Origin of the sequence: Variovorax sp. M-6, assembly GCF_052114385.1 — a bacterium.
Taxonomy (GTDB): Bacteria; Pseudomonadota; Gammaproteobacteria; order Burkholderiales; family Burkholderiaceae_C; genus Variovorax.
Genome location: NZ_JBFREQ010000001.1, coordinates 213,774 through 230,258, shown reverse-complemented (window position 1 = coordinate 230,258; position 16,485 = coordinate 213,774). Strand labels below are relative to the sequence as shown.

General features: G+C 66.1%; 15 protein-coding genes and 1 other RNA gene. 14 read left to right on the top strand and 2 right to left on the bottom strand.

Going from position 1 to position 16,485, the window contains the following annotated elements; translation table 11 throughout:
• Nucleotides 1–20 precede the first annotated feature (20 nt).
• Together AB4Z46_RS01120 and gyrA are read right to left on the bottom strand one after the other, a co-directional pair.
• Nucleotides 21–599, bottom strand: a complete 579-nt coding sequence (locus AB4Z46_RS01120) for a DUF2059 domain-containing protein (RefSeq protein WP_442281626.1) — start codon at nucleotides 597–599, stop codon at nucleotides 21–23.
• Nucleotides 592–3,243, bottom strand: coding sequence for a DNA gyrase subunit A (gene gyrA, locus AB4Z46_RS01115; RefSeq protein WP_442281625.1), 2,652 nt, complete (start codon nucleotides 3,241–3,243; stop codon nucleotides 592–594). The genes AB4Z46_RS01120 and gyrA overlap by 8 nt, the downstream gene beginning before the upstream one ends.
• Nucleotides 3,244–3,468: 225 nt before the next feature.
• Here gyrA and ompA point away from each other — a divergent pair, with 225 nt between their 5' ends.
• From ompA to glnL, 14 genes are all read left to right on the top strand, one after another.
• Nucleotides 3,469–4,116 (top strand): outer membrane protein OmpA, encoded by a 648-nt coding sequence (gene ompA, locus AB4Z46_RS01110; protein ID WP_442281624.1) that lies wholly within the window; start codon nucleotides 3,469–3,471, stop codon nucleotides 4,114–4,116.
• Nucleotides 4,117–4,238: 122 nt separating this feature from the next.
• Nucleotides 4,239–4,958 (top strand): bifunctional 2-polyprenyl-6-hydroxyphenol methylase/3-demethylubiquinol 3-O-methyltransferase UbiG, encoded by a 720-nt coding sequence (ubiG, locus tag AB4Z46_RS01105; RefSeq protein WP_442281623.1) that lies wholly within the window; start codon nucleotides 4,239–4,241, stop codon nucleotides 4,956–4,958.
• Nucleotides 4,958–5,623 (top strand): phosphoglycolate phosphatase, encoded by a 666-nt coding sequence (gene gph / locus AB4Z46_RS01100; protein WP_442281622.1) that lies wholly within the window; start codon nucleotides 4,958–4,960, stop codon nucleotides 5,621–5,623. The genes ubiG and gph overlap by 1 nt, the downstream gene beginning before the upstream one ends.
• Before the next feature lie 12 nt (nucleotides 5,624–5,635).
• Nucleotides 5,636–6,023: a transfer-messenger RNA gene (gene ssrA / locus AB4Z46_RS01095) on the top strand.
• 108 nt (nucleotides 6,024–6,131) lie between these two features.
• Nucleotides 6,132–7,865 carry a gamma-glutamyltransferase gene (gene ggt / locus AB4Z46_RS01090; protein ID WP_442281621.1) on the top strand — a complete coding sequence of 578 codons (1,734 nt, stop codon included), beginning with the start codon at nucleotides 6,132–6,134 and terminating at the stop codon, nucleotides 7,863–7,865.
• Entirely contained in the window at nucleotides 7,865–8,623 is a 759-nt protein-coding gene (locus tag AB4Z46_RS01085) for a 16S rRNA pseudouridine(516) synthase (RefSeq protein ID WP_442281620.1), read from the top strand. Before ggt ends, AB4Z46_RS01085 begins: the two co-directional genes overlap by 1 nt.
• A 72-nt stretch (nucleotides 8,624–8,695) precedes the next feature.
• Nucleotides 8,696–9,640, top strand: coding sequence for a YVTN family beta-propeller repeat protein (locus tag AB4Z46_RS01080; RefSeq protein ID WP_442281878.1), 945 nt, complete (start codon nucleotides 8,696–8,698; stop codon nucleotides 9,638–9,640).
• Nucleotides 9,627–10,421, top strand: a complete 795-nt coding sequence (locus tag AB4Z46_RS01075; RefSeq protein WP_442281619.1) for a polysaccharide deacetylase family protein — start codon at nucleotides 9,627–9,629, stop codon at nucleotides 10,419–10,421. The genes AB4Z46_RS01080 and AB4Z46_RS01075 overlap by 14 nt, the downstream gene beginning before the upstream one ends.
• Nucleotides 10,422–10,452: 31 nt before the next feature.
• Nucleotides 10,453–11,424 carry a sterol desaturase family protein gene (locus AB4Z46_RS01070; protein WP_442281618.1) on the top strand — a complete coding sequence of 324 codons (972 nt, stop codon included), beginning with the start codon at nucleotides 10,453–10,455 and terminating at the stop codon, nucleotides 11,422–11,424.
• Between the two features lie 18 nt (nucleotides 11,425–11,442).
• Nucleotides 11,443–12,315, top strand: a complete 873-nt coding sequence (locus tag AB4Z46_RS01065) for an EI24 domain-containing protein (RefSeq protein ID WP_442281617.1) — start codon at nucleotides 11,443–11,445, stop codon at nucleotides 12,313–12,315.
• Nucleotides 12,316–12,370: 55 nt separating this feature from the next.
• Nucleotides 12,371–13,171, top strand: a complete 801-nt coding sequence (locus tag AB4Z46_RS01060) for a competence/damage-inducible protein A (protein WP_442281616.1) — start codon at nucleotides 12,371–12,373, stop codon at nucleotides 13,169–13,171.
• Between the two features lie 147 nt (nucleotides 13,172–13,318).
• On the top strand, nucleotides 13,319–14,734 hold the full coding sequence (gene glnA / locus AB4Z46_RS01055; RefSeq protein WP_442281615.1) for a type I glutamate--ammonia ligase: 1,416 nt from the start codon (nucleotides 13,319–13,321) through the stop codon (nucleotides 14,732–14,734).
• 141 nt (nucleotides 14,735–14,875) lie between these two features.
• Nucleotides 14,876–15,388 (top strand): hypothetical protein, encoded by a 513-nt coding sequence (locus AB4Z46_RS01050; protein WP_442281614.1) that lies wholly within the window; start codon nucleotides 14,876–14,878, stop codon nucleotides 15,386–15,388.
• A gap of 4 nt (nucleotides 15,389–15,392) precedes the next feature.
• Nucleotides 15,393–16,469 (top strand): nitrogen regulation protein NR(II), encoded by a 1,077-nt coding sequence (gene glnL / locus AB4Z46_RS01045; protein ID WP_442281613.1) that lies wholly within the window; start codon nucleotides 15,393–15,395, stop codon nucleotides 16,467–16,469.
• Nucleotides 16,470–16,485 lie beyond the last annotated feature (16 nt).

Genomic DNA, 16,485 nt, shown 5'->3' with positions numbered 1-16,485 from the left:
GCGCGGACCCGCGCGCTGCGTCACTTCTTGGCGGGCGCCTTGGCAGGCGCTGCCTTGGCTGCTCCACCCGCGTTGGTCGGTGCGCCCAGTGCCTTGGCGACACTGGCGTCGAGCGCGACCATCTTCGGTTCGATGGTGGCACGGGTCTCGCCCACCAGCTTTTCCGTCAGCGCGGTCTGCAGCTTGGGGTTGATTTCCTGGTACTTCTTGCTCAGCGGCGAGCTGATCCAGGCCATGAGCTGCTTGAGCTCCTCTTCGGAGAAGTTCTGCTCCATGATCGGGGTCAGGGCGCCCGGAGCCAGCTGCACGGCCTTGTCGCGCACGATCGGGTAGGCCTCGTCGAAGTACTTCTTGAGCTCGGCGTCGGCTGCCTTGGCGGCGGCTTCGCGCTTTTCGGCCGGCACCTGGGTCTGCAGGTACTGCGAACCGGCCTGCGCGATCGGGGCGCTCGATTGCTCGACCAGCCCGCGCGCCAGCGATTCGATGCCGGGGCGCTGCATGTCGATGAACTGCTTGATCAGCGCCGCCTTGTCCTGGGCCATGGCGAGGGAGCTGCCGGCGAGCGCGACCGTCAGAAGCGCGAGTTTGAATTTATTCACTGGGATTCTCCGTTGAAGATGGGGTGGAAGGATCGTCGGCACCGGGTTCATTCTCGATATTCGCGTCATTCTCGACGATGCGCTGCAGCCCGCTGAGCTTGGCGCCTTCGTCGAGTCCGATCAGGGTGACGCCTTGCGTCGCACGCCCCAGTTCGCGGATTTCGGAGACTCGGGTGCGCACGAGGACACCCTTGTCGGTGATGAGCATGATCTCGTCGTCGGCATGCACGAGAGTCGCGGCCACCACCTTGCCGTTACGTTCACTTTGTTGAATCGCGATCATGCCCTTGGTTCCCCGGCCGTGTCGCGTGTACTCGGTAATGCTTGTGCGTTTTCCGTAACCGTTTTCGGTCGCGGTGAGCACGCTCTGCGCCTCGTCCTCGGCCACCAGCATGGCGATCACGCCCTGGCCGTCCTCCAGCGTCATGCCGCGCACGCCGCGGGCATTGCGGCCCATCGGACGGACATCGTTCTCGTCGAAGCGCACCGCCTTGCCGCCATCCGAGAACAGCATCACGTCGTGGGCGCCGTCGGTCAGCGCGGCGCCGATCAGGTAGTCGCCCGGATCGAGGTCGACCGCGATGATGCCGGCCTTGCGTGGATTGCTGAACTCGTCGAGCGCGGTCTTCTTGACCGTGCCCATCGAGGTCGCCATGAAGACGTACTGGTTGGCCGGGAAGGTGCGCTTCTCGCCGGTGAGCGCCAGCACCACGTTGATCTTCTCGCCTTCCTGCAGCGGGAACATGTTGACGATCGGCCGGCCGCGCGATCCGCGCGAGCCCGCCGGAACTTCCCAGACCTTGAGCCAGTAGAGCCGGCCGCGGTTGGAGAAGCACAGGATGTAGTCGTGCGTGTTGGCGATGAACAGCTGGTCGATCCAGTCGTCCTCTTTGGTCGCCGTGGCCTGCTTGCCGCGTCCGCCGCGCTTCTGCGCCCGGTACTCGCCCAGCGGCTGGCTCTTGATGTAGCCGCTGTGGGACAGGGTCACGACCATGTCGGTGGGCGTGATCAGGTCTTCGGTCGAGAGGTCGAAGGCGCTGTGCTCGACCAGGCTGCGGCGGGCGCCGAGCTTGCTCTGGCCGAATTCCTGCTTGATGGTGGTGAGTTCGTCGCCGATGATCACCGAGACCCGCGCCGGCTTGGCGAGGATGTCCAGCAGGTCATCGATCTCCGCCATCACTTCCTTGTACTCGGCGACGATCTTGTCCTGCTCCAGGCCGGTCAGGCGCTGCAGGCGCATCTGCAGGATTTCCTGGGCCTGGGTGTCCGACAGCTTGTAGAGCCCGTCGGCATGCATGCCGTATTCGCGCTCGAGCCCGTCCGGCCGGTAGTCGTCGGCGTTGATCACGCCGCCGTCGGCGCGCGTGCGGGTCAGCATCTCGCGCACCAGCTTGCTGTCCCAGGCGCGGGTCATGAGTTCGGCCTTGGCCACCGGTGGCGTGGGCGCGTTGCGAATGATCGCGATGAACTCGTCGATATTGGCCAGCGCCACGGCCAGGCCTTCGAGCACGTGGCCGCGCTCGCGCGCCTTGCGCAGCGTGAATACCGTGCGGCGGGTCACCACCTCGCGGCGGTGCTGCAGGAAGACCTCGATCAGGTCCTTCAGGTTGCACAGCTTGGGCTGGCCGTCCACCAGGGCCACCATGTTGATGCCGAAGGTGTCCTGCAGCTGGGTCTGCTTGTAGAGGTTGTTGAGCACGACCTCGGGCACCTCGCCGCGCTTGAGCTCGATCACCAGCCGCATGCCCGACTTGTCGGATTCGTCCTGGATGTGGCTGATGCCTTCGATCTTCTTCTCGTGCACCAGCTCGGCCATGCGCTCCTGCAGCGTCTTCTTGTTGACCTGGTAGGGCAGCTCGTCGACGATGATCGCCTGCCGTTGGCCGCGGTCGATGTCCTCGAAATGGCACCGGGCGCGCATCACGACCTTGCCGCGGCCGGTGCGATAGCCGTCCTTGATGCCATTGATGCCGTAGATGATCCCGGCCGTGGGGAAGTCGGGCGCCGGCACGATCTCCATCAGGTCGTCGATGCTGGCCTCGGGATGGCGCAGCAGGTGCAGGCAGGCGTCGACCACCTCGTTCAGGTTGTGCGGCGGAATATTGGTCGCCATGCCGACCGCGATACCGCCGGCGCCATTGACCAGCAGATTTGGCAGCTTGCTCGGCAATACCAGCGGTTCTTTTTCCGAGCCGTCGTAATTGGGGCCGAAATCGACTGTTTCCTTGTCAATATCGGCCAGCATTTCATGCGCAATTTTGGCCAGCCGGATCTCGGTATAGCGCATGGCGGCCGCCATGTCGCCGTCGACCGAGCCGAAATTGCCCTGGCCGTCGACCAGCATGTGGCGCATCGAGAAGTTCTGCGCCATCCGCACGATCGTGTCGTAGACCGACTGGTCGCCGTGCGGGTGGTACTTGCCGATGACGTCGCCGACGATACGGGCCGACTTCTTGTAGGGCCGGTTCCAGTCGTTGTTGAGCTCGTGCATGGCGAACAGCACGCGCCGATGCACCGGTTTGAGGCCGTCCCGGGCGTCGGGGAGGGCCCGCCCGACGATCACGCTCATGGCGTAATCGAGATAGCTGCGGCGCATTTCCTCTTCGAGGCTGATGGGGAGGGTTTCTTTGGCGAACGAGGTCATGGGCGGCACGCAGACGGCAAGGGAGGCGGAATTTTACGCTGCGGAGGGTGTCGCACCGCCGCAACACATGGCCTGTATTCGGCCCCAGTCCCGCGCTTCAGGGGCGTCTGCCGGGGTGTTTGCCAAAGACCCTATGGCACAATCACCTCAACGTTTTGGGTGGTGGTCACTTAAAGCGTCCTTGATTCGCAGCGCGGCTGCGGCTTTTTCCCCAAGAGGAGAACCATGAAGAAACTGAATAAAGTGGCGATGATGTTTGCAGTCGCTGCGCTCGCCACTGCCGCCGGCGCGCAGACCCGTGTCACAGCCGCGAATGGCGGCCCGGCGATCGACAACTGGCAAAACGGTACTGGCGAACTGGTCTGGAAGAACGGCACCAACGAACTGTGCTGGCGCGATGCCAACTGGACGCCCGCAACGGCTGCCGCTGGTTGCGACGGTGCGCTCGTTCCCGCTCCGCCTGTGGCTGCTGCTCCCGCTCCGGCGCCGGCTCCGGTTCCCCCGGCCGTCGCTGCTTCGAAGGTTACCTTCGCTGCTGACGCTTTCTTCGACTTCGACAAGTACGTCCTCAAGCCTGAAGGCCGCGCCAAGCTGGACGACCTGGTCTCGAAGATCAAGGACGTGAACCTCGAAGTGATCATCGCCGTGGGTCACACCGACTGGATCGGTACCGTGGCGTACAACCAGAAGCTGTCGGTCCGCCGCGCTGAAGCCGTCAAGGCCTATCTGGTCTCGAAGGGCATCGAAAAGAACCGCGTGTACACCGAAGGCAAGGGCAAGAGCCAGCCGATCGCTGACAACCGCACCGCCGAAGGCCGCGCCAAGAACCGCCGCGTGGAAATCGAAGTGGTCGGTACCCGCCCCAACAAGTGATTTGCAAGAATCACTGAAGAAAACCCCGCCTCGGCGGGGTTTTTTTATGGTCGATCCGATGTCGGCATTTGGTTTCGACCTGCCGGATTCCGAAGCAATTCGCGGCGATTCATAATCGCTGCATGACTGATACCGTGAATGCCGATCCGGCGGAGCTCGCCAAATTCTCCGAACTCGCGCACCGTTGGTGGGACCTCGAAAGCGAATTCCGCCCGCTGCACGAAATTAATCCGCTGCGTCTCGACTGGATCGACGGCATTTCGCCGATCAGCGGCCGCAAGGTGCTCGACATCGGCTGTGGCGGCGGGATCCTGGCCGATTCGATGGCGCGCAAGGGCGCCGAGGTGCTGGGGATCGACCTTGCCGACAAGGCGCTGAAGGTGGCGCAGCTGCACGCGCTCGAGGCCGGCACGCGCGGCGTCAAGTACCGCGCCGTCAGCGCCGAGGCGCTGGCGGCCGAACAGCCGGCCAGCTTCGACGTCGTTACCTGCATGGAAATGCTCGAACACGTGCCCGAACCGGCCTCGGTCGTCAAGGCCTGTGCCGATCTCGCGAAGCCCGGCGGCTGGGTCTTCTTCTCGACCATCAACCGCAACCTCAAGGCCTTCATGCTGGCGATCGTCGGCGCCGAATACGTGCTCGGCATGCTGCCGCGCGGCACGCACGAATACCAGAAACTGATCCGTCCGAGCGAACTGGCTGGCCACTGCCGCGCCGCCGGGCTCGACCTGCGCCATACCCGCGGCCTGGAACACAACCCGCTGACTCGCCGCTACTGGCTCAGCGGCGACACCAGCGTCAACTACATGTTCGCCACCCAGAAGCCGGCGGCGCCCCTGTGATGCAGGGCCGTATCGACGCCGTCCTGTTCGACCTGGATGGAACCCTGATCGACAGCGCCCCCGACCTCGGTGCCGCGGCGGACCAGATGCGCACCGAGCGCGGCCTGCCTTCGCTGCCGCTCGAGCGCTACCGGCCGATGGCCGGCGCCGGCGCCCGGGGCATGCTGGGGGTCGCCTTCGGGCTCACGCCCGAGGCGCCCGAGTTCGCGGCGCTGCGCGAGGAATTCTTCGTCAACTACGAGTCGCGGATGCTGCGCAACACGCAAGTCTTCGACGGCGTGGCCGAACTGGTCGAGGCGCTGCGCGCACGCGGGCTGCAGTGGGGCGTCGTCACCAACAAGTCGGTTCGCTTCACCGCGCCGCTGACGCGTGCGATGCCGCTGTTCGAGACGGCCCGGGCGATCGTCAGTGGCGACACCACGCCGTATGCGAAGCCGCACCCCGAGCCCCTGTTCGAAGCCGCGCGCCGGCTGGGCGTGGCGCCCGTGCATTGTGTCTACGTCGGCGACGACGAGCGCGACATCATGGCCGGCCGCGCCGCCGGCATGCGGACGGTGGCCGCCACCTACGGCTACATGGGCGAACAGGCCGAAGTGGCCCGCTGGGAGGCCGATGCAGCGATCTCATCTCCCATGGCGCTCTTGCAGTTGCTGAAACAGGCCTAAAATAGCTTGCTTGGGGCTGCACTGGTTTCGACGTGGGTTCGGAATCGCAGCGGGGCATGTCGAGCTGAATGCGCTCGTAAAACAGATTCAAACAAACTAACTGCAAACGACGAACGTTTCGCACTCGCCGCTTAATTGCCGGTGAGCTTTGCAACAGCAGGCCGATGGGCTGGGCAAGGGGGCGCTAGAGCAATCTGACGCCTCCCGGCTGCAAAGATAATCTACATGGGCTGGCTCCGATCCGGGTACCTTGGGTCGGGACGAGAAAATAGGGTGCTGGCGGCCGGTGTAGCGTGCGACTGCGCGACACCGGTGGCGAGACTTAAATCAGACCGCTAAACATGTAGATCTGCGCGAAGAAGGCTTGCGGACGGGGGTTCAAATCCCCCCAGCTCCACCATACAAGAAGGCGGCGCCGATGCGTTTTGCATCGGCGCCGCGTTTGCGTTCCAAACCCTCCACGCGGTCCCGTGCACAGAGGCCCGGGAGGCCCATGGGGACAAGTTCGATGCAACAGATTCAGTGGACCTCGGCGCTTCGCCTGGTTGTCGCCGCGGTGTTCACATGGGCTGGCGCGGCTGCGCCGGCCGCCTCCCTGGCCCCGGTCGCCGCCGAGAACGGCATGGTCGTGAGCGCGCAGCACCTGGCGACCCAGGTCGGCGTCAAGGTGCTCAAGCGCGGCGGCAACGCGATCGACGCGGCGGTGGCCGTGGGCTACGCACTCGCGGTGGTCTATCCGGCGGCCGGGAATCTCGGCGGCGGCGGCTTCATGACCGTGCAGCTCGCCGACGGCCGCAGGACCTTTCTCGATTTCCGCGAGAAGGCGCCGCTGGCCGCGACGGCCGACATGTATCTGGACAAGGACGGCAAGGTCGTCAAGGGCCTGAGCACCCGCGGGCATCTGGCGGTCGGCGTCCCGGGCACGGTCTCCGGCCTCGAATGGGCGCGCGAGCGCTACGGCACCATGAAGCGGGGCGTGCTGATCGCGCCGTCGATCGCACTGGCCGAGCGTGGTTTCGTGCTCCAGCAGGGCGACATCGACATGCTGGCGACCGCCACGACGGATTTCGGCAAGGACCCGGCCTCCGCCGCGATCTTCCTGAACAAGGGCGAGCCCTTCGCGGTCGGCCAGAAGCTGGTCCAGAAAGACCTCGCGAAGACGCTCAAGGCGATCAGCCGCCACGGCCCGGACGGCTTCTACAAGGGGCCGGTCGGAAGCGCGATCGTGGCCTCCAGCCTGGCGGGCAAGGGACTGATCACGCAGGCCGACCTCGACCAGTACAAGACGCGTGAGCTGGTGCCGATCGAATGCGGCTACCGCGGCTATCGCGTGATCTCGGCGCCGCCGCCGAGTTCGGGCGGCGTGGCGATCTGCGAAATGCTCAACATCCTCGAAGGCTACCCGCTCAAGGAGCTCGGCTTTCGATCGGCGCAGGCGGTGCACTACCAGATCGAGGCCATGCGCCATGCCTACGTCGACCGCAACAGCTACCTGGGCGACCCGGATTTCGTGAAGAACCCCGTCGATCGCCTGCTCGACAAGCGCTATGCCGAGAAGATCCGCGCCGTCATCGATCCGGCCAGGGCCGGCGTCTCCAAGGACATCAAGCCGGGTGTCGCGCCGCATGAAGGCAGCAACACGACGCACTATTCGATCCTCGACCAATGGGGCAACGCGGTGGCGGTCACCTACACCCTGAACGACTGGTTCGGCGCCAAGCTCACGGCGGCAGGCACCGGCGTGCTGCTCAACAACGAGATGGACGACTTCACGGCGAAGATCGGCGAGCCCAACATGTACGGTCTGGTCCAGGGCGAAGCCAACGCCATTGCACCCGGCAAGCGGCCGCTGAGCTCGATGAGCCCGACCATCGTCACCAAGGACGGCCGGCCGGTGTTCGTGGTCGGCACGCCCGGCGGCAGCCGGATCATCACGACGGTGCTGCACAGCATCCTCAACGTGATCGACTACGGCATGGATGTGCAGGAAGCCGTGGACGCGCCGCGCTTTCACCAGCAGTGGCTGCCGGACGTGACCAACGTCGAGCCGTTCGCGCTCTCGCCGGACACTCGCAAGATTCTGGTCGGCATGGGCCACAACCTCGGCGAGGCGCAGCCCGCCAATCACCTGGCGGCGATCATCGTCGGCGCGCCCTCGCTGGGCGGCAAGCCGGTGGGCGCCAACCGTTTCTATGGCGCCAACGACCCGCGCCGCAACACCGGCCTGGCGCTGGGCTACTGATGTATCTCGAAGAAATCCTCTACACCCAGGGCTTCGGCACGCGACGGGTCTGCGCCGGCCTCGTGCAGCAGGGCTTCGTGTCGGTCGGCGGCACCGCGGTCACCGATCCCGGCGAAGACTTCGCCACCGACGGCCTGCGCTTCACCGTCCAGGGCGCGGCCTGGGAGTACCACGAGAAGGCGTACCTGATGCTGCACAAGCCGGCCGGTACCGAGTGCTCCCAGAAGCCTTCGACCTACCCGAGCATCTACACGCTGCTGCCTTCGCCTTTGCGGCTGCGGCCGAACAAGGGCGCAGTCCAGGGCGTGCAGGCGATCGGACGGCTCGACCAGGACACCACGGGGTTGCTGCTCCTGACCGACGACGGCCAGTTCATTCACCGGATGGGGTCGCCGAAGCACCATGTGCCGAAGGTCTACGAGGTGACGACCAAGCACCCGGTCGACCCGAGCCAGGTCGCGCGTCTGCTCGCCGGCGTGGTGCTGGACGACGACCCGAAACCGGTGCGGGCCGCGGCCTGCGAACTCACCGGACCGCTGCACCTGAGCCTGACGCTCACCGAAGGCAAGTACCACCAGGTCAAGCGCATGCTGGCGGCCGTGGGCAACCGGGTCGAGGCGCTGCATCGCTCGCGCATCGGCCAGCTGGCGCTGTCCGAGGACCTGCTGCCGGGCCAGTGGCGCTGGCTGCGGGCCGAAGAGGTGGAAGCGCTGCGAACTGCGCGTGCCGGTCAGCCAACAGTCGGTGTCGATCGTTAAGATCGCAAATCCTCCTCCGGAATCTCCCCCTTGCGCTCCACATCCTCTCTCACAGGCCGTTTCGCGGCCTTTTTGCTTGTCTGCGCGTCGCTTTCTTCGCAGGCCGCCGAACCGCCGCCGGTCTTCGTGCTCAACTCCCTCGACGCCACCGTGAGCGTGATCGAGCCGAAGGGCTGGACCGAAAAGCTGCGTATTCCGACCGGCAAGGAGCCGCATCACCTCTACCTGACGCCCGACGAGCAATCGCTGATCGTCGCCAACTCGGCCGGCGACTCGCTGACCTTCCTGAATCCGCGCACGGCCGACGTCCAGCGCGTGGTCTACGGAATCATCGATCCCTACCACCTGCGCTTCTCTCCGGACATGAAGTGGTTCGTCACCGCGGGCAACCGCCTGAACCACGTCGACCTCTACCGCTGGGACGGCAAGGAGCCCAAGCTGGTCAAGCGCATTCCGACCGGCAAGACCCCCAGTCACATCTGGATCGACGGCAAGAGCACCACGGCCTATGTCTCGATGCAGGACAGCGACGAGCTGATCGCGGTCGACCTGGCCACGCAGACCATCCGCTGGCGCACGGCCACCGGCCCGATGCCGGCCGACATCTTCGGCCTCCACGACGGCAAGACGCTGCTGGTCGGCCTGACCGGGAGCGACGGCGTGCAGGTGTTCGACGTCGCCGGCACCCAGCCGAAGCTGGTCGGCAAGATTCCCACCGGCAAGGGCGCGCACGCCTTCCGTTCGGCCGGCGACGGCCGCAGCGTCTTCGTCAGCAACCGCGTGGCCAACACGATCAGCCGGATCGACCTGCAGACGCTGCAGGTCACCGACACCTACCCGGTGCCGGGCGGACCCGACTGCATGGACGTCTCGGCCGACGGCAAGACGCTCTACGTGACGTCGCGCTGGGCCAAGAAGCTCAGCGTGGTCGACCTGGCGAGCCGCAAGGTGGTGCGGCAGGTCAACGTCGGGCGTTCGCCGCACGGCGTCTGGACGCTCGACCATGCGAAGTCGTAGGGTCGCCTCGGCCTGGCTGCTGGTCGCGGCCGGCGCGGCGTCCGGCGCGGTGTGGGCCCAGGGCTGCGCCAAGCCGGTCTACCTCACCTTCGATACCGGCCACATGGGCGTCGCCCCGCTGGTGGCCGAAGTGCTCAAGCGCCAGGACGTGCGCGCGACCTTCTTCGCCGCCGCGGAGCGCACGCAGACCGACGGCGACAGCCTGGACAACCATTGGGCGCCGTGGTGGAAGGCGAGGGCGGCCGAGGGCCACGAATTCGCCTCCCACACCTACGACCACGCCTATTGGCGGGGCGACGTCAAGGGCGTCGAGCCGCGTTTCCGCATCCGTCCAACAGCCGGCGCCTTTGCCGGCCGCGAGTTCACCTGGGATGCGGCGCAGTACTGCGCCAACATCGCCAAGTCCTCCGAGCGGCTGCAGCTCATCACGGGCAAGAAGCCGCTGCCGCTGTTCCGCGCGCCGGGCGGGAAGACCTCGCCGCGGCTGCTCGCAGCGGCCAAGGGCTGCGGCTACGAACATGTGGCCTGGGCGCCGGCGGGTTTCCTGGGCGACGAGCTGCCGAGCGAGAAATTCAGCAATGAGCTGCTGCTGGCGCAGGCGCTCGACAAGATCCGGCCCGGCGACATCCTGCTCGCCCACCTGGGCATCTGGTCGCGCAAGGACCCGTGGGCGCCGGCCGACCTGGAGCCGCTGATCGTCGGGCTCAAGGCCAAGGGCTATTGTTTCGAGACGCTGCGGCAGCATCCGGCCTATCGTGGCTGGATCGCGGCCCATTCCTGAACCTTCGGTCCTCGACCGGAATCGCACGCCAATGGACTGGCTCACCGATCAATTCGCGACCCTGCAGCAGTGGCTGTTCGAAACGGCGGTGCAGCCGCTGGTCTACGCCGTCGGGCTCGGCGGCTGGGTCGAGGACGCCTTCGATGCCACCGGCTGGCTGCTGGTCGGCGTGATCCAGATCGCCGTGCTGGTCGCGGTGATCGGGCCGCTGCAGCGCTGGCGGCCGGCCGAGCCGCTGGTCGACCGGCGCGCGGTCCGCACCGACATCCTCTACACGCTGATCCACCGGCTCGGACTGTTCCGGCTGGCGATGTTCTTCGCCGTGGAGCCGCTGTTCGACGACCTGCTGGGCATGGTTCGCACGGCCGGCTGGGGCTCGGCCCACCTGGACGAACTCTGGCCCGGCGTGACCGACGTGCCGTGGATCGCGTTCCTGATCTACCTGGTGGTGCTGGACGGGGTCGAGTACCTGATCCACCGCGGCCAGCACCGCTTCCGCTGGTGGTGGGCGCTGCATTCGCTGCACCACTCCCAGCGCCAGATGACGATGTGGAGCGACAACCGCAACCATCTGCTCGACGACCTGATCCACGACACGATCATCGTCGTCGTCGCGCAGCTGATCGGCGTGGCGCCGGGACAGTTCATTGCGATCGTCGCCTTCACGCAGCTCAGCGAGAGCCTGCAGCACGCCAATCTGCGCGTGAGCTTCGGTGCCATAGGCGAACGCCTGTGGATCAGCCCGCGCTTTCATCGCCTGCACCACAGCATCGGCATCGGCCACGAGTCCGGGGGGCCGAAGACGCTGGGCGGCCACAACTTCGGCGTGCTGTTGCCGTGGTGGGACATGCTCTTCCGGACCGTCAATTTCGAGGATCGCTACGACGCCACCGGCATCCGCGACCAGGTCGAGCCGGACGAGCGCGGCCAGGTGCGCGACTACGGGCGCGGCTTCTGGGCCCAGCAATGGCTCGGCATGCGCCGCCTGGTCGGCAAGGGCTGAGGGTATCCTCGGCACCCGATGCGTCTTCTCCTCGATTCCTTCTGGCGATCGGTCGCCTACTGCCTGCACCCGCGGGTGATCCTGCTGTCGCTGCTGCCGCTCGGCCTCATGGTCGCGCTGGCGGCCGTGCTCGGCTATTTCTACTGGGATCCCGCAGTCGCCTGGACCCGTGCGGCGCTCGATGCCTGGCCCTTGCTGGCCGGCTTCTGGGCCTGGATCGGACACTTCTTCTCGGGCGACGTCACGGCCATGCTGGCGCCGCTGGTGGTCGTCTTCGCCGCCACACCGCTGATCGTGGTGGTGTCGCTGCTGGTCGTGGCGGGCGTCATGGCGCCGGCGCTGACGCGCCTGGTGGCCGAGCGGCGCTTCGCGAACCTGGAACAGAAGAAGGGGGCTTCCTTCTTCGGCAGCGTGGCCCGCTCGCTCGGGTTGACGGCGCTGGCGCTGCTGGCGCTGGTGGTGTCGATGCCGCTCTGGCTGATCCCGCCGCTGGTGCTCATTCTTCCGCCGCTGATCTGGGGCTGGCTGACCTACCGCGTGATGAGCTTCGATGCCCTGGCCGAGCATGCGAGCCCGGAGGAGCGCGACACGCTGCTGCGCACGCACCGGCTGCCGCTGCTCGGCATCGGTGTGCTGTGCGGCTACCTCGGCGCGGCGCCGAGCATCGTCTGGGCCTCGGGCCTGCTGTTCGCCGCCGCCTTCTTCGTGCTGGCGCCGCTGGCGATCTGGATCTATACGCTGGTGTTCGCCTTTTCGGCGCTGTGGTTCGCGCATTACTGCCTCGATGCACTGGCCCAGTTGCGCGCGCAGCGGGCGGCGGCCGCCATATCAACTTCCACGGCCGAGCTGGCGGATGCCGGCGCGGCCGCGAGCCAATGGAGTGCGCCATGAGCCGCAGGGCCGTTCCCAAGGCGAATACCGCAGCGCGCAGCGCGGAGGTTTCACAATGAGTCGTTCTTTCGGATTGGTCGTCGTCGGCGACGAGATACTTTCAGGCAAGCGCGTCGACAAGCACATGCCCAAGGTGATCGAGCTGCTCGCCGAGCGCGGGCTCGAGCTGGACTGGGCGGAGTACGTGGGCGACGTGCCGGTTCGCATCACCGCGGCGCTGGGCCGCGCCTTCGCATCCGGCGACATCGTGTTTTCCACCGGCGGCATCGGTGCCACGCCCGACGACCACACGCGCCAGTGCGCGGCGGCGGCGCTGGGCGTGCCGCTGGCGCTGCACCCCGAGGCCGAGGCGCTGATCCGCGAGCGCATGCAGGACACGGCGCGCGAGCAGGGCACGGTCTACGAGCCCGACCGTCCGGACAACATCCATCGCCTCAACATGGGTGTGTTCCCGCTCGGCGCCCGCATCATCCCCAACACCTACAACAAGATCCCGGGCTTCAGCATCGGCGACGTTCACTTCGTGCCGGGCTTCCCGGTGATGGCCTGGCCGATGATCGAGTCGGTGCTGGACGGCCGCTACGCCGAACTGTTCGCGCGCGGCCGTGCCGCCGAGAAATCGGTGATCGTCTATGGCGCCATGGAGGCGACGCTGACCCCGCTCATGGAAACCATCGAGCGGGAGCACGCAGGCATCAAGGTGTTCAGCCTGCCGAGCGTCGACCATCCGCAGCACGGGCGCCATATCGAACTCGGCGTCAAGGGCGATGCGAGCCGGATCGAAGCCGCCTACGCGCAGCTGATCGCGGGCCTGCACGCCTTTGGGGTGCGACTAGGCCCCGAAATGGTGCGTTGAGACGAAGCGCACCAAAGTGGTTACAAATTGCCTTGTTTTGGGTGCCCGCGAGGGCGCCAAGGCCTCGCTCGCGGCAGTGACAATGGCATAGAAACTGCATTCCGAATCCCGTACTTCCAACCCCCTGTCCATACCAAGGAGAACCTGATGGCCAAGACCGTCGCCGACGTACTCAAACTCGTGAAGGAAAACGAGGTCAAGTTCGTCGATTTCCGCTTCACCGATACCCGCGGCAAGGAGCAGCACGTGACCGTGCCTGTCTCGCATTTCGATGAAGACAAGTTCACGTCGGGCCATGCCTTCGATGGCTCCTCGATCGCCGGTTGGAAGGGCATCGAAGCGTCGGACATGCAACTCATGCCCGATCCCAATACGGCCAATATCGATCCTTTCTTCGAAGAAACGACGCTGATCCTGACCTGCGACGTGGTCGATCCTACGGACGGCAAGCCCTACGAACGCGACCCGCGCTCGCTGGCCAAGCGCGCCGAAGCCTACATGAAGGCCTCGGGCCTCGGCGACACCGCCTTCTTCGGACCGGAACCCGAGTTCTTCGTGTTCGACGGTGTGCGCTGGCAGAACGACATGTCGGGCTGCTCGGTCAAGATCGAGTCCGAGGAAGCGGCCTGGAACACCGGCAAGGAATTCGAGCACGGCAACACCGGCCACCGTCCGGCGGTCAAGGGCGGTTACTTCCCGGTGCCGCCGGTCGACAGCTTCCAGGACATGCGCTCCGAGATGTGCCTGGTGCTCGAATCGCTCGGCATCCCAGTCGAAGTGCATCACCATGAAGTGGCCAACGCCGGCCAGATGGAAATCGGCACCAAGTTCAGCACGCTGATCCAGCGCGCCGACTGGGTCCAGCTGCAGAAGTACGTGATCCACAACGTGGCCCACGCCTACGGCAAGACCGCCACGTTCATGCCCAAGCCGATCGTGGGCGACAACGGCTCCGGCATGCACGTCCACCAGTCGGTCTGGAAGGACGGCAAGAACCTGTTCGCCGGCGACGGCTACGCCGGCCTGAGCGACTTCGCGCTGCACTACATCGGCGGCATCATCAAGCACGCCCGCGCGCTGAACGCCATCACGAACCCCGGCACCAACAGCTACAAGCGCCTGGTGCCCGGCTTCGAAGCCCCGGTGAAGCTGGCCTATTCGGCCAAGAACCGCTCGGCCTCGATCCGCATCCCGTTCGTGGCGAACCCGAAGGGCCGCCGCGTCGAAGCGCGCTTCCCGGATCCGCTGATGAACCCGTACCTCGGCTTCGCGGCGCTGCTGATGGCCGGCCTCGACGGCGTGGAAAACAAGATCCATCCGGGCGAAGCCGCCAGCAAGGACCTGTACCACCTGCCGCCGGAAGAAGACGCGCTGATCCCGACCGTCTGCCACAGCCTCGACCAGGCGCTCGAGTACCTCGACAAGGACCGCGCCTTCCTGACCAAGGGCGGCGTGTTCACCGATTCGTACATCGATGCCTACATCGACCTCAAGATGCAGGAAGTCACGCGCTTCCGGATGGCCACCCATCCGGTCGAGTTCGACATGTACTACTCCTTGTAAGCTGAATGGAATCCGGGCTCGCGTCCGGAGCGTTAAAAAGGACGGCCTCGGCCGTCCTTTTCCATTGGGCGGGAACATCTGCGCCGAATCGGTTTCGAATTGCATGAAAATGCCGTTTTGCGGCGCACTACACCCAAGACCATGAAGACTCTCTCTGTTTTCCTGCTGACCGCCCTGGCGGCGGCCGGCGTGCCCTTGCAGGCCCAGGCGCAGCAAGAGCGCGTCTGGCGCTGCGGCAACGAATACACCAACAACGCGGCCATTGCCCAGCAGCGCGGCTGCAAGGTGATGGAGGGCGGCAACCTGACCATCGTGCAGGGCACGCGGCCGGTCGCCTCGGCCGCGCCGGCGGCTCCCGGCGCGGCGGCGCGGGCGCCGGCGGGCAGCCCTCGGGTCGACGGCGTCGACCAGCGCGCGCGCGACGGCGAGGCCCGCTCGGTGCTCGAGGCCGAACTTCGCAAGGCGCAGGAGCGGCAGACCCAACTGCTCAGGGAATACAACAACGGCGAGCCCGAGAAGCAGGGCAGCGAAAGCAAGAATTACCAGAAGTATCTCGATCGGGTGTCCGACATGAAGGCCGAGATCGCCCGCAACGAGAGCGACATCGCAGGCCTGCAGCGCGAGATCGGCCGTCTGCCGCCGGTGAATCGCTGACCGAATGGCCTTTGGCAAATCGGCGGGACCCGGCAAGCGCTTCCAGGCCTTCGACCTGCTGTCGACGCTCATCGCGGTGGTCCGGGCGGACGGCTCGGTGCTGTTCGCCAACTCGGGCCTCGAGGATGCGCTGGGCACCTCGCGCCGCACGCTCGAGGGCTCGCAGTTCGGCGCCTGCTTCCAGGAGCCCCAGGTGCTGCGCACCGCGATCGACGGCGCCCGCAGCAACGACTTCGCCACGCTGCGCTACGAGGCCCTGCTCCGGCGCGTCAACCACGACCTGATGCCGGTGCTGGTGACGCTGGCGCAGAGCGACAAGGCCGGCGAACTGATCATCGAGATGACGCCGCTCGAGCAGCAGGTGCGGCAAGATCGCGAGGAGCGGCTGCTCGACCAGGCGCAGGCCAACAAGGAACTGATCCGCAACCTCGCGCACGAGATCAAGAACCCGCTCGGCGGTATCCGCGGCGCGGCGCAGCTGCTGCAGATGGAGGTCGAGTCGCGCGACCTGATCGAGTACACGCAGGTCATCATCCACGAGGCCGACCGGCTGCAGACGCTGGTCGACCGGCTGCTGGCGCCGCACCGGCGCCCGCACGTGGTGGGCGACGTCAACATCCACGAGGTCTGCGAGCGCGTGCGTTCGGTGATCCTGGCGGAGTTTCCGCGCGACCTGCACATCGAGCGCGACTTCGACGTGTCGATCCCGGAATTCCGCGGCGACCGCGAGCAGCTGATCCAGGCCACGCTCAACATCGTCCACAACGCCGCCCAGGCGCTCGCCGAGCGGCGCGCCGCGGGCGATGCGCAGATCACTTTCAAGACCCGCATCGCGCGCCAGGTCATCTTCAACAAGCAGTGGTATCGACTGGCACTGGAATTGCATGTCATCGACAACGGACCGGGCGTGCCGGACGCGATCAAGGACCGCATTTTCTATCCGCTGGTGTCGGGCAGGGAAGGCGGGACAGGCTTGGGATTGACGCTGGCGCAGACTTTCGTACAGCAGCATCATGGCGTGATCGAGTGCGACAGCGTCCCGGGACGGACCGATTTCAAGATACTGATACCGCTGCCCTAGCAGCCAAGCAACAAGG

What these genes read in the sequence shown, in the direction of transcription:
- gyrA (WP_442281625.1), bottom strand. Translation starts at nt 3,243, where the DNA reads ATGACCTCGTTCGCCAAAGAAACCCTCCCCATCAGCCTCGAAGAGGAA.
- gph (WP_442281622.1), top strand. Translation starts at nt 4,958, where the DNA reads ATGCAGGGCCGTATCGACGCCGTCCTGTTCGACCTGGATGGAACCCTG.
- ompA (WP_442281624.1), top strand. Translation starts at nt 3,469, where the DNA reads ATGAAGAAACTGAATAAAGTGGCGATGATGTTTGCAGTCGCTGCGCTC.
- ggt (WP_442281621.1), top strand. Translation starts at nt 6,132, where the DNA reads ATGCAACAGATTCAGTGGACCTCGGCGCTTCGCCTGGTTGTCGCCGCG.
- AB4Z46_RS01075 (WP_442281619.1), top strand. Translation starts at nt 9,627, where the DNA reads ATGCGAAGTCGTAGGGTCGCCTCGGCCTGGCTGCTGGTCGCGGCCGGC.
- glnA (WP_442281615.1), top strand. Translation starts at nt 13,319, where the DNA reads ATGGCCAAGACCGTCGCCGACGTACTCAAACTCGTGAAGGAAAACGAG.
- AB4Z46_RS01085 (WP_442281620.1), top strand. Translation starts at nt 7,865, where the DNA reads ATGTATCTCGAAGAAATCCTCTACACCCAGGGCTTCGGCACGCGACGG.
- AB4Z46_RS01070 (WP_442281618.1), top strand. Translation starts at nt 10,453, where the DNA reads ATGGACTGGCTCACCGATCAATTCGCGACCCTGCAGCAGTGGCTGTTC.
- AB4Z46_RS01060 (WP_442281616.1), top strand. Translation starts at nt 12,371, where the DNA reads ATGAGTCGTTCTTTCGGATTGGTCGTCGTCGGCGACGAGATACTTTCA.
- AB4Z46_RS01050 (WP_442281614.1), top strand. Translation starts at nt 14,876, where the DNA reads ATGAAGACTCTCTCTGTTTTCCTGCTGACCGCCCTGGCGGCGGCCGGC.
- glnL (WP_442281613.1), top strand. Translation starts at nt 15,393, where the DNA reads ATGGCCTTTGGCAAATCGGCGGGACCCGGCAAGCGCTTCCAGGCCTTC.
- ubiG (WP_442281623.1), top strand. Translation starts at nt 4,239, where the DNA reads ATGACTGATACCGTGAATGCCGATCCGGCGGAGCTCGCCAAATTCTCC.
- AB4Z46_RS01065 (WP_442281617.1), top strand. Translation starts at nt 11,443, where the DNA reads ATGCGTCTTCTCCTCGATTCCTTCTGGCGATCGGTCGCCTACTGCCTG.